General features: G+C 70.1%; 10 protein-coding genes. 2 read left to right on the forward strand and 8 right to left on the reverse strand.

Going from position 1 to position 11,670, the window contains the following annotated elements:
• Nucleotides 1–43: 43 nt before the first annotated feature.
• The 8 genes from AC5L36_RS27545 to AC5L36_RS27580 all read right to left on the reverse strand — a co-directional run bounded on the left by AC5L36_RS27545 (nucleotide 44) and on the right by AC5L36_RS27580 (nucleotide 8,681).
• A complete protein-coding gene (locus AC5L36_RS27545; RefSeq protein WP_441220644.1) occupies nucleotides 44–1,021 on the reverse strand; it encodes an Lrp/AsnC family transcriptional regulator in 978 nt (325 codons plus the stop codon).
• On the reverse strand, nucleotides 1,021–1,857 hold the full coding sequence (locus AC5L36_RS27550) for an alpha/beta fold hydrolase (protein ID WP_441220646.1): 837 nt from the start codon (nucleotides 1,855–1,857) through the stop codon (nucleotides 1,021–1,023). The genes AC5L36_RS27545 and AC5L36_RS27550 overlap by 1 nt, the downstream gene beginning before the upstream one ends.
• A gap of 1 nt (nucleotide 1,858) precedes the next feature.
• Complete coding sequence (locus tag AC5L36_RS27555; protein ID WP_441220648.1) at nucleotides 1,859–3,016, reverse strand: M24 family metallopeptidase; 1,158 nt, start codon at nucleotides 3,014–3,016, stop codon at nucleotides 1,859–1,861.
• Nucleotides 3,017–3,021: 5 nt separating this feature from the next.
• Nucleotides 3,022–3,912, reverse strand: coding sequence for an ABC transporter permease (locus AC5L36_RS27560; protein ID WP_441220650.1), 891 nt, complete (start codon nucleotides 3,910–3,912; stop codon nucleotides 3,022–3,024).
• Nucleotides 3,909–4,874: an ABC transporter permease gene (locus AC5L36_RS27565; protein ID WP_441220652.1), complete on the reverse strand. Its 966-nt coding sequence runs from the start codon at nucleotides 4,872–4,874 to the stop codon at nucleotides 3,909–3,911. Before AC5L36_RS27565 ends, AC5L36_RS27560 begins: the two co-directional genes overlap by 4 nt.
• 2 nt (nucleotides 4,875–4,876) lie before the next feature.
• Complete coding sequence (locus AC5L36_RS27570) at nucleotides 4,877–6,472, reverse strand: ABC transporter substrate-binding protein (protein WP_441220654.1); 1,596 nt, start codon at nucleotides 6,470–6,472, stop codon at nucleotides 4,877–4,879.
• Complete coding sequence (locus AC5L36_RS27575) at nucleotides 6,472–7,680, reverse strand: dipeptidase (protein ID WP_441220656.1); 1,209 nt, start codon at nucleotides 7,678–7,680, stop codon at nucleotides 6,472–6,474. Before AC5L36_RS27575 ends, AC5L36_RS27570 begins: the two co-directional genes overlap by 1 nt.
• Nucleotides 7,681–7,790: 110 nt before the next feature.
• A complete protein-coding gene (locus AC5L36_RS27580; protein ID WP_441220658.1) occupies nucleotides 7,791–8,681 on the reverse strand; it encodes a fructose bisphosphate aldolase in 891 nt (296 codons plus the stop codon).
• Nucleotides 8,682–9,078: 397 nt separating this feature from the next.
• Here AC5L36_RS27580 and AC5L36_RS27585 point away from each other — a divergent pair, with 397 nt between their 5' ends.
• Together AC5L36_RS27585 and AC5L36_RS27590 are read left to right on the forward strand one after the other, a co-directional pair.
• Nucleotides 9,079–10,497 (forward strand): glycoside hydrolase family 30 protein, encoded by a 1,419-nt coding sequence (locus AC5L36_RS27585; RefSeq protein ID WP_441220660.1) that lies wholly within the window; start codon nucleotides 9,079–9,081, stop codon nucleotides 10,495–10,497.
• A 77-nt stretch (nucleotides 10,498–10,574) separates the two neighbouring features.
• A complete protein-coding gene (locus tag AC5L36_RS27590; RefSeq protein WP_441220662.1) occupies nucleotides 10,575–11,336 on the forward strand; it encodes a DUF4184 family protein in 762 nt (253 codons plus the stop codon).
• Nucleotides 11,337–11,670 lie beyond the last annotated feature (334 nt).

Here is an 11,670-nt window from a genome sequence, read left to right on the forward strand (position 1 = left end):
CCATTTCCGCGGACCGGTGGCTCCCTGGCAGCCAGCCGCCATCCTAACCCAGGTGGCGGGCGGCCCAGGGGGTGACGACGAAGCCTCGCTTCACCGTCAGCAGCTCGACGTTGGCGGTCCAGGACAGGATGCCCTCGATGCCGGCCAGCGTGTGGGTGGTGAACTGGAACAGGTCGTCGTGGGTGGGCAGGATGACCTCGCACATCAGCGACTGCTGCCCGAGGGTGGCGGCCACGTACCGCACGCCGGGCAGCTTGGCGAGCTCGCGGGCGACGCCGTCGAGCCGGGCCGGTGCGACCGACACCCAGAAGAGCACCTCCGCCTCGAAGCCCAGCGCGGCGGCCGGCACCAGCGTGATCACCTGTACGCAGCCGGTGCTGTGCAGGGCCTCGAAGCGGCGCCGCACGGTGCTCTCGCTGACCCCGAGCCGCGCGGAGACGGCCTGGAAGCTGGCCCGGCCGTCTTCGCGCAGCACGTCGACGATCTGCTCCCCCACCGTGTCGATGTGGTCGGGCGCGCAGTCGTGCACGGTCGGCGGGGGGCCGAGCTGGCTGGCATCGGGCAGCAGGTGGCGGCTCCACTCGTGGGTGGACTTGTACACGTGCAGCTCGAGGTCGGCCACGCTCCCCCGCACGCCGGGGATGGCCTGCACGCCGTTGAGCAGCACGGAGTGCAGCCCGGCGTCCTTGGGCACGACGACCTCGGCGACAAGGTCGTAGGCGCCGGTCACCAGCGCGACGAACCGCACCTCGGGGATCGCGGCGAGGGCCTGCGCGGCGCTGAGCTGGGTGCCGGGCGCGCAGTTGATCCGGGTGATCAGCATGTTGGTGGAGCCGAGGAAGACGGCGGCGACCCGGACCAGGCCGGCGGCGAACAGCTGCTGGCCCCGGCGGGCCACGGTGTTGACCGAGACGCCGGTGAGCTGGGCGATGTCGGTCCAGCTGGCCCGTCCGTTGACCTGGAGCGCGGCGACGATGCGCCGGTCGGTCGAGTCGAGGTGCGCGTACATGTCGACGGGCATCATGCCACGCGGGCGAGGAACCGCCGGACCACCGCCTGGAACAGCTCGGGTTCCTCCAGCTGGGGCGAGTGGCCGGACTTTTCGAAGACGACGAGCTCGGCGCCGGGGATCAGCGATGCGATCGTCTCGGCGCACTCGACCGGCGTGATCCAGTCGTGGCGGCCGACGGTGACCAGCGTGGGGCAGGTGATGCCGGGCAGCTTGGCCTTGATGTCGTAGCTCGGCTGGTTGACGGCGAAGGCGAAGTTGTGCGTCTCGTACCGGTACGGGGTGGCCGCCACCCGCTCGCGCACCTTCGCCCAGTCGAGGTCGTGGTCGTAGAGCGGGAGGATCTCGGCCCAGCAGTCGCGCAGGTCGGCGTCGTCGCGGACGGTGCCGGACATGATGCGGTCGAGCTTCTCCCGGTCGACCTTGACGCGCGCCGACGACAGGGCGTTGCGGAGCGCGGCGTCCTGGTTGGAGCTGTCGGCGGCGGTGTCCCGCAGCACGAGGGCGGAGACCCGCGAAGGGTAGTGGATCGCGTACTCCATCGCGACGAAGCCGCCGTACGAGCCGCCGGCCATGACGATCCGCTCGGCGCCGAGCCAGGCGCGCAGACCGTCCACGTCGGACGCCCACTGCTCGTGGGTGAACGGCGGCTTGCCCTCGCTGGTGCCGGAGCCGCGGGCGTCGAAGACCACGACGCGGTACGCGTCCGCGAACGGGCCGAACGACGCCAGGGGCTCGGTGTGCGAGCCGAGTCCGGGTGCTCCATGGTGGACGATCATCGTGGGCTTGCCAGGCCCGTCGCCGAGCACCTCCACGGTGAGGCGGTTTCCGTTGATCTCGACGTGCATGTCAGGCTCCGATCACGATGTCGGCCAGGTCGCGCGGGTACCCGGTGAGCCGCCGCGGCCCCTCGTCGGTCACGAGCACGGTGTCCGAGATGCGGTAGCCGGCGTGGCCCGGCACGTACAGGCCGGGCTCGCTGGAGAGCACCATGCCCGGCGCGAGCACGGTGTCGTCGCCGTCGGCCACCCACGGCGGCTCGTGGAAGCCCAGCCCGATGCCGTGTCCCTGCCGGTGCCGCAGGTACTCGGCGAAGCCGGCGCGGCGGATCACGTCGAGGCAGGCGCGGTTGGCGTCGGCGCAGCGGGTGCCGGGGCGCAGTGCCTCGGTGCCGACGTGCTGCGCCTCGCGGACCACGCTGTAGTAGTGGCGCTGCTCCGGCGCCGGCTCGCCGAGCAGGAACGTGCGCTCGCTCTCCACGAACCGACCGCCGACCGCGCACCCCAGCGACAGCATGAACGGCTCGCCGCGGCGGAGCCGGTCGCCGCCGGGCAGCCGGTGCGGCTGGGCCGAGTTGGGTCCACTGTAGACGAGGCCGCCGGTGAGCATCGGCACGACGACGACGTCCTCGTGTTCGGCGTACATGAGCTGGGCGCCGAAGCGGGTCACGTGCGCGGCCAGCTCCGCCTCGGTGGGCAGGTCGTCCTTCGCCTCGCCGACCAGGCGGACGCCCTCGGCCACCATGGCGTCGGCGATCCGGGCCGCCTCGACGTGCAGCGCGATCTCCTCCGGCGTCTTGCGCAGCCGGCGCGCACCGACCAGGTCGCTGACCGTCCACCGGGTATCCGCGAACTCCGACGCCAGCGCCTGTACCCGGGCATACGACGTCGACGGCGCGTGCGCCGCGCGGCGGGGCTGGGCGCCCACGGCGTCGCGGAGCACCGCGAAGGGTGACCGTTCGCCAGGAAACTCGGGGTAGACGGCGAGCGTGGCGCTGGCCTGCTGGTCGGCCGCGTACTCGCGTTCGAGGTCGGGCACGAGCAGCAGCACCTCGCCCTCGCGCGGCACGTACGCGGCGACCGGGCGCTCGTTGGGAAAGTGCGCGAAGCCGGTCACGTAGGCCACGTCGAGCGGGTCGTCGAGCACCAGCGCGTCGAGGCCGGCGGCGTCGAGGTCGGCGCGCAGTCCAGTGTGGAGGTCGGCGTAGAAGGCCGGGGCCAGTCGCATGCGGGTCACCTCGTACGCGGGTTGCTGGCGTCGTTGTAGGCCACCGCGACGAGCGTGGCCGAGACGACGAGCAGCAGGATGGCCAAGGACGGGAAGAGCGTGGTCCACCACGCGGTCGCCAGGGAGCCGGACCGCTGCGCGTTGTGCAGGATCGCCCCCCACGACCAGCTGTCCGGGTCGCCGAGGCCGAGAAACGACAGGCCCGCTTCGGAGAGCACGGCGCGCGAGGTGGTCAGGACGACGGAGACGGCGACCACCGGCGCGACGCCCGGCAGCACGTGCTTGCGGATGATCCACAGGTGCGAGCCGCCGAGCGCGTGGGAGGCCGAGACGTACGGCAGGGGCACGACCGCGAGGCCCTGCGAGCGCACGACCCGGGCCACCTCCGGCCAGCTGAACGCGGCGATGACCACGACGAGCGTGGGCACGCTCGGGCCGGCGAGCGCGGCGACGAGGATCATCAGCGGCAGCACCGGCAGCGAGAGGGACAGGTCGACGACCACGCCGAGGGCGGCGTCGGCCCGCTTGAAGTAGGCGGCCGCGACGCCGACGACGACGCCGACGACGATGGCCAGCAGGCTTGCCGCCAGGCCGACCACGATGCTCACCCGGGTGCCCCACACCACCTGGGCGAACACGTCGCGGCCCAGGTCGTCGGTGCCGAACCAGTGTGCGCCGCCGGGCGGGGCGAGCACGTCCTCGCCGTACCCGCTGGGGTAGTCGGCGATCAGCGGCGCGGCCACCGCGACGAGGCCCATGAGCAGCAGCACGGCCACGGCGGCCGGGCCGAGCGGGTTGCGCCGGAAGGCCTCGAACGTGAGCCGGCCGGGCGACTCGGTGACGGTCTCGCCGGGCGCCGCCGCGCGGCGACCGGTCGGGCGCCGGAGAAGGGTCATGACGCCCGCACCCGGGGGTCGAGCACGCCGTACGCGATGTCGGTGAGCAGGTTGGCGACGATCACGGTGAACGCGAGCATGATGAACGCGCCCTGGAGCACGGGAAAGTCGAGCTGCGCGACCGCGTCGTAGATGGCCCGGCCGACGCCGGGGTACGCGTAGATCGACTCGGTGAGCACCGCGCCGCCGACCAGGAAACCGAGCTGTAGCCCCACCAGCGTGGTGGTGGGCAGCAGCGCGTTGCGCAACGCGTGCCGCCACACCACCCGCCGGTTGGGCAGGCCCTTGGCGCGGGCCAGCCGGCAGTAGTCCTCGCCCAGCGCCTCGATGAGCGTGCTGCGCAGGGTCAGCACGTACGAGCCGAGCTGCACCAGCACGAGCGACAGGCAGGGCAGCACGAGGTGCTTGGCGATGCTGGCGTACGCGGCCAGGCCGTAGACGTCGTCGTCCATCGCGCCGCCGATCGGCAGCCAGCCCAGTCGCACACCGAAGAGGTACAGCAGGAACACGCCGATGCTCGGCACGAACAGCGACTGGCCGGTGATCCCGCCGACCTGGATGAGCCGGTCGAGCAGGCCCTTGGCCCGGGTGGCGGCGAGCACCCCGAGCGGGATGCCCACCACCACCGTGACCAGCAGCGACGACCCGGCCAGCAGCATCGTCCAGGGCAACCGTTCGAGCAGGATGTCGAGCACCGGCTGGTTCTGCCGGAACGAGACACCGAGGTTGCCCTGGGCGAGCTGGGTCAGGAAGTGCCAATACTGCACGGGCAGCGACTTGTCCAGGCCGTAGTCGCGCAGCAGTTCGTCGTACAGCTCCTCGGTCATCGTCGGGTCGGCGACGGCCAGCGCCGGGTCGCCGGGCAGCAACCGCAGCAGCAGGAACGTCACGGTCGCCGCGAACCACAGGGTCAGCAGCCCGCGCAGCAGGCGGCGGACCAGAAACCGGGTGCTGCCGCCCATGCCTAGCCCTTCTTGGCCTGGGCGATCGACTGCGGGTTGACGATGGACAGCAGCTCGCTGGGCTGGGTCAGGAAGTTCGACCACTGCGCGGAGTGCGCGATGGTGAACTCCTCGACGTATAGCACGTTGTCGTACACCTTGTCGGTGATCATCTTGGCGGCCTGCTGGATGATCGGCTTCTGGTCGGCCTGGTCGAGCTGGGCCCGCGCCTGGTCGATCAGCTTGTCCAGCTCCGGGTCGCACGCGTTCGCGTAGTTGATGAAGCCCTTGCACTTGAACGCGAGCGCGAGGTTGGCCGGCGGATTGTCCATGATCGCCCACGAGCCGGCGTAGATGTCGTAGTCGCGCTCCTGGTACTTGGCGACGTAGGTGTTGCGCTCCAGGCCCTCCAGCTTGATGTCGACGCCGGCCTGCTTGGCCGAGTCGCGCACGAGCTGGGCCCACTTGGCGATGTTCGGGTCGGCCTGGTCGTAGATCATGCGGAAGCTGAGGCCGTCGAAGAGCCCGTCGCCGTTGCCGTCCTTGAAGCCGGCGCCGGTGAGCAGCTGCTTCGCCTTGGCGGTGTCGTACGTGTACTCCTTGGCGCTCGTGTCCTGCCACTGCTTGAGCGTCGGCGTGAGCACCGAGGAGTTGGACGAGACGGCCGAGCCTTGCAACGCCACCCGCCGGATCGCCTCGTAGTCGACCGCGGCCGCCAAGGCCTGCCGCACCTCGAGCCGGTCCAGTGGCTTGCGCTGCACGTTGTACTGCATGTGCGCCCAACCGAGCGATGGCACCTTCACAGTCTTGATCTTGTCATTGCCCTCGAGCGTCTTGGCCAGCGCGGGCGGCACGGCGTTGGCGATCAGGTCGATCTCGCCGTTGCGCAGCGCGAGCGCCTCGGTGTTGACGTCCGGGAAGACCCGGAAGACGACCTCCTCCGCGGTGGGCTTGCCGCCGTCGACCAGCGGGTACGAGTCGACCCGCTTGAGCACGTACCGCTGGCCGCGCTCGACGGTCTCCAGCTTGTACGGCCCGGCGGAGACCCAGTCGCTGTCGTTGGCGAACTTCTGCACGCTCGGCGCCTTCTCGAAAACGTGTTTCGGCACCACTGGCATCCAGAACCCGACGTTGTCGAGGAACGTGCCGTCCGGCTGCGAGAGGTGGAACTCGATCTCGGTCGGCGACACCGCGGTGGCGTCGGTGTACGCGGGGATCAGGCCGGCCACGACGCCGATCTTCTCCTTGGCCACCGCGTCGATCGTGAAGATCACGTCGTCGGCGGTCACCTTCGTGCCGTCGCTCCAGGTGAAGTCGTCGCGCAGCGTCACCTTGGCCGTCTTGCCGCCGTCCGCGTACTCCCACTTCGTCGCGAGGTACGGCGTCCGCTTGCCCTCCATGTCCATGCTCATCAGGCGCGGGTACATGAGGTTGGTGACCCAGGTGTCGGTGCGGCTGTTGCCGACCAGGGGGTTGTAGTTGACCACGTCGGCCGTGGTGCCGATGGTGAGCCGGCCCGAGCCGCCACCGCTGTCGGAGGAGTCGCTGTCCGGGTTGCTCGGCGAGCAACCGGCCGCGACGAGTGCTATCGAGGCGATGCCCACGAGGATGCGTCGCATTAGTGCCAGACCTCCGCAAGGACGCGCATGATGTTGCCCCCCAGGACCTTGACGATCTCGTCGTCCGAGTAGCCCCGGCCGACCAGCCAGGACGTGATGTTCCAGTAGCACTCGGCCGGGTTTTCCAGGCCGTCCACGTAGGACACCCGCGGGTGCTCGACGTGCCCGTGCGCCTCGGCGATGGACAGGTGCGCGGCGAACGCGTCGTGCAGGCCGACGTGGTCGCCGAAGAGGGTGTCTGGCCCGAAGGCCACGTGGTCGATCCCGACCAGATCCACGCAGTACGTGAAGTGGTCCATGACCGACTCGAGAGTGTGTCGCGGGTGGGCGGGCGAGAGCGTCGTGTGCGGTGCCGCCTCGATGCCGATGACCCCGCCCCGCTCGGCGCAGGCGCGGATCACCTCGTCGGGCTTCATGCGGTTGGTCGGCCACACCGCGCGGGCGCCGGCGTGGGTGATGAAGATCGGCTTCGTGGAGTGCCGGATCGTGTCGAGCGAGGTCCGGTCGCCGGAGTGCGAGACGTCGATGGCGATGCCCAGCTTGTTCATCCGGCGCACGGCCCGCTCGCCGAAGTAGGTCAGCCCGCCGTCGCCGCGCTCCTTCAGGCCGCTGCCGAGCGTGTTGGCCTCGCTGTAGGCGATGCCCATCTGCCGGACCCCGAACCCGTACAGGATGTCGAGCCGGTCCACCTCGTTTTCGATCATGGTGGCGGCCTCGGTGGCGACGACCAGCCCGACCCGGCCGCTCGCGTGCGCGTCGGTGATGTCGGCCAGCCGCTCGACCTTGACCAGGTAGTCCTGGTGCGCGACGTCGGACAGGCGGGTGCCGACGTCGGCGATGACGTCGCTCCACTTCCAGCCCATCTGGCTGGTGACGCAGCAGGTGCCGTCCATGAAGTTGTCGAAGACGGCGGTCATCCCGGAGCGCGCCAGCCCCTCGTAGCCGGTGTGGTGGCGCGCGGTCCGGTTGTACTCGACGGTCTCCCCGATGTCCTCCGGGAAGACCGAGGGGTGGTCGTGCAGCGAGATGACGATGTTGTCGGTGAGCAGCCGCCGCACCCGGTCGCGCTGGTCGCCGGTCAGCGCCGTCCCCTGGTAGGCGGGCACCCGGCCGAGCTCGGGCGCGAGCTTGAACTCACGGTAGTCGGACCCGGCCTCGAGGTAGCTGTAGGACCGGTAGCCGGTGTAGCGGGCGGCAGGATCCAGCACGCCGGGCTCCTTTCATGATTCACAACTAGCCCGACGGTGCCAGTATCAGTCAGTCGACGTCAAGTCCGTGAGGAAATCCGTCCATCACGGTGTCGTAACGACAGAATCCGTTAGGTTGTCGAGGCCGCGTAGATCGCGGCGACTGAAGCCTCCAGGATCCGGTCGAACTCCTCGTCGCTCTCCTGCCGCCGCAACCCCTCGGTGAGCGCCCGGGAGAAACTCGCGACGAGCCCGTGGTTGCGTGCCAGCCGCTCGGTGGCCTCGTCCCGCGAGTAGCCGCCGGACAGCGCGACAACGCGCAGCACCTTCGGATGCCGGATCAGATTGGCGTAGAGGTCGTCTTCGCTGGGGATGGTGAGCTTGAGCATCACCCGCCGCCCGTCCGGCACGCCGGACAGCCGTTCCGCGATGCCCTGCTCGAGCAGCCGCTCAGCCTCCGCCTTGTCGTCGCTGTTGATGTCGACCTCGGGCTCCAGGATCGGCACGAGCCCGGCGTCCAGGATCCGTCGGCCGTACATGAACTGCTGATCCAGCACGGCGGCGATGCCGTCGGGGTCGGCGCGCGCGATGAACGACCGCATCTTCGTGCCGAACACCCCCGCCTGGACCGCGCGCTCCAGCAGCCCGTCGAGCTTCGTGAACGGCTTCATCAGCCGCACCCCGTCCGCCTCGGGCGCGAGACCCTCGTCGACCTTGACGAACGGCACCACGTTCTTGTGCTCCCACAGGTACCGCGGGCTCGGCACGCCGGCCACGTCACGGTCCATCGTCTGCTCGAACAGGATCGCGCCGAGAATCCGGTCACCGCCGAACGCCGGCGCGGTGATGATCCGGCTGCGAAACTCGTGCATCAGGTCGAACATCTTCTGCTTGTCGCCGGCATAGGCCGACTCGGGCACGCCGTAGTGCTCCAGCGCCTTCGGCGTGCTGCCACCACTCTGGTCGAGCGCTGCGACGAAGCCCGCGTCATGGGCCACCTTGTGCAACTGCGCCTCGTTCATGGGACACCCCCTTTTCCTCGCGTCATACCCACAGACCGGGTCGGGCACCGCGTGATGCTTAGCCCAAAACCCAGGCCCACCGCTGTTGATCAGGGAGTTGATGTCACGACACACCGACCGACACGCCCACCAACTCCCTGATCAACTCCGGCCACCGCCCTTCCGCGGCGAAGGGTCCACAGCGCACCGTCGAGCCCATCCGAGCAGCAGGCGCGCCAAGCCCGACCCGACAGCGGAGCTAAAGCCCGCGGAAGCAAGACGCGCCACCACCCACCCACGTGGGCAAATAGGCTTCGAAAGTTTCGACCGCGGAAAGAGCGAGACCAGGCGGTTGACGCACGACGGCGATCGACCATAGTTTATGCCTGCCTCCGGAAAACTATCGGAAGGAAGGCACATGAAACTACGCGCCGCGCTCGCCTGCCTGGCGGTCTCCGCCACCATCGTGTCGTTCGCGCCTGGGTCCGCGGCGGCACAAGACACCGGGGACACGATCAGCTTCCGGCAGCGACTCCAGTCGATCGACGGGCTGGGCTTCGCGGCGGCGTTTCAGCGGGCGACGCTCCTGCGCGGGGATCGGGGCCTCTCCCCCGAGAGCACGCAGGCGGTGCTCGACCTGCTCTTCGACCAGCGGACCGGCGCGGGCGCGTCGATCGTGCGGATCGGCATCGGGTCGTCGACGGACGACGTCTACGACCACATGAAGACGATCGAGCCTACCGACCCGGGCGGGCCGGACGCGAAGCCCACCTACGTGTGGGACGGCGACGACGGCGCGCAGGTGTGGTTCAGCAAGCAGGCGCAGCGGTATGGCGTCAAGCGTTTCTTCGCCGACGCGTGGAGCGCGCCGGGCTTCATGAAGACCAACGGCACCGACGTGCAGGGCGGCGAGCTCTGCGGTGTGCCGGGCACGGCCTGCGCCAGCGGTGACTGGCGCCAGGCTTACGCCAACTACCTCGTGCGGTATCTGCGCTTCTACCGCCAGGAAGGCATCCGTATCACGGACGTGGGCTTCACCAACGAGCCCGACTGGACCGCGTCCTACGCCTCGATGCGCTTCACGCCCGCGCAGGCCGCCGACTTCGTCAAGGTGCTCGGGCCGACGCTGCGCCGCAGCGGGCTGCGCACCGAGCTGGTGTGCTGCGACTCGTTCGGGTGGAGCCAACAGGCGGCGTACACGGCCGCGATCGAGGCCGACCCGGCCGCCGCGCGGGAGGTCGCCACGCACACCGGGCACATGTACGCCAGCCGGCCCACCGCGCCGCTGCCCACCGGCAAGCCGACCTGGATGACCGAGTGGAACCCGAGCGGCACCACCTGGAACGAGGCCTGGGACGACGGCACCACCCACGCCGGCTTCGCCGTCGCGGAGAGCATCCACCAGACGTTCGCCGAAGCCAACGCCAACGCCTACGTCTACTGGGTCGCGATGTCGCTCGGTGCCACGCGGGCGTTCATCCAGCTGCCAAACTCGGGCGACGGCTACCGGGTCTCCAAGCGCCTGTGGGCCTTCGCCGCGTACTCGCGCTTCATCCGGCCCGGCGCGGTGCGGGTGACCACCCAGGTGGCCGACCCGCTGGTGAAGGCGACCGCCTTCCGCAACCGCGACGGCTCGATGACCGTGCAGCTGCTCAACACCGGCACGGCTACGGCCAGCACCACGTTCAAGACGGACACGCTCGTCAAGCGCACCACCACGTACCTGACGGACGAAACCCACTCGCTGGAACGCGTCGCCGACACCCGCTCGCACGGCACCCGGCGCATCCCGGTGCTGCTGCCGGCCCGGTCGCTGACCACGCTCGTGCTCAGGTAGAGCCCGCGTCAGGATCCGCACGCAACCTTCACCGTCCTATCACCAACGCCCCCGGCGGCGGCCGTACGGTCCCGAGCATGCCGCTGACGCTGCCCACCCATCCGATCGCCGTCGTGCCCCTGAAGCTGTGGCGGCCGCGGTGGTTCGACGGCGTGGGCCTCGTCATCGGGGCGGTCGCGCCCGACATCGCTTACGCCGCCGACGGATACGGCGTGACCATCCACAGTCACGCCTGGCACGCTCCACTGTGGTGGGCGGCGCCGATCACGCTGGTGGGCGGGCGGCTCGTGCGCTGGACGGCGCCGGTCGTGGCCGCACACCTGCCCGCCGGCGGGCGGCTGGCGCTGCGCGACTACGGCGTGCTCGGCACGGTGCGCCATCCATGGTGGATCACGGCGATCTCGGCCGTACTGGGCGCGCTGAGCCACATCGTGTGGGACGCGTTCACCCATCCCTATGTGGACGGTGGCCGGCTCCTGTTTCCCTGGCTGCACGCTCGGGTGGCGCCGGGGCTGCCGTGGTGGGAGCTGCTCGTGCGGGTGTCCGACCTCGTCGGCTTCGCGGTGGGGCTGGCGCTGATGCTGCACCTCGGCGGGGCGCGGCTGCTGCGCCGCTGGCACGGACCGCCCCCGCCGGCACCGCGCCGGCCGTTCGCCTTCTGGGCGGCGGCGTCCACAGTGGTCGCCGCAGGGCTGGCGTTGCTGCCGTTCCAACCCGCCCGCCTGCTGCCGGACCAGGCCATCCGGTGTCTCGTGATCGCCTGCCTCGCCCTGCTCGCCGGCACCCTGGCCGTGCGCCTCACCACCGTCCGCACCCCGCAAGGATCCGAGTGGGGCTAGGGACTTCTACTCGCTCTGCGGAGGCTTGGCCGACCCCTACCTCTGCCGTCCTGACGCAGCGTAACCAGCAAGGGGTAACCGCGACCAACCGCCAAGGGTGAGGCCGCGGGAGCAGCGATCTGGACCACGACGGACATCGCTGTAGCTCAAATCCTCGTCCTAAAGGGACTTGGAGGCAAGCCGCCTTGACTCCAAAAGGTCTCTAGAGACCTTTCGGCGTCAGGGTCGCCGCCCGTCGTGGCGTTGCTTCGAGGCAGATTTGCCCACGTCCGCGTCAGCTGCGGACCGTATGCTCCCGCGGGCACCGCTCCCGGCCGGCGGCTCGCAGCGCTCG

The organism is Phytohabitans sp. LZ39 (assembly GCF_059359075.1).

Excerpts from the sequence above, each read along its gene's own strand:
- AC5L36_RS27550 (WP_441220646.1), bottom strand. The coding sequence starts at position 1,857 with ATGCACGTCGAGATCAACGGAAACCGCCTCACCGTGGAGGTGCTCGGC.
- AC5L36_RS27545 (WP_441220644.1), bottom strand. The coding sequence starts at position 1,021 with ATGCCCGTCGACATGTACGCGCACCTCGACTCGACCGACCGGCGCATC.
- AC5L36_RS27590 (WP_441220662.1), top strand. The coding sequence starts at position 10,575 with ATGCCGCTGACGCTGCCCACCCATCCGATCGCCGTCGTGCCCCTGAAG.
- AC5L36_RS27565 (WP_441220652.1), bottom strand. The coding sequence starts at position 4,874 with ATGGGCGGCAGCACCCGGTTTCTGGTCCGCCGCCTGCTGCGCGGGCTG.
- AC5L36_RS27555 (WP_441220648.1), bottom strand. The coding sequence starts at position 3,016 with ATGCGACTGGCCCCGGCCTTCTACGCCGACCTCCACACTGGACTGCGC.
- AC5L36_RS27570 (WP_441220654.1), bottom strand. The coding sequence starts at position 6,472 with ATGCGACGCATCCTCGTGGGCATCGCCTCGATAGCACTCGTCGCGGCC.
- AC5L36_RS27585 (WP_441220660.1), top strand. The coding sequence starts at position 9,079 with ATGAAACTACGCGCCGCGCTCGCCTGCCTGGCGGTCTCCGCCACCATC.
- AC5L36_RS27580 (WP_441220658.1), bottom strand. The coding sequence starts at position 8,681 with ATGAACGAGGCGCAGTTGCACAAGGTGGCCCATGACGCGGGCTTCGTC.
- AC5L36_RS27560 (WP_441220650.1), bottom strand. The coding sequence starts at position 3,912 with ATGACCCTTCTCCGGCGCCCGACCGGTCGCCGCGCGGCGGCGCCCGGC.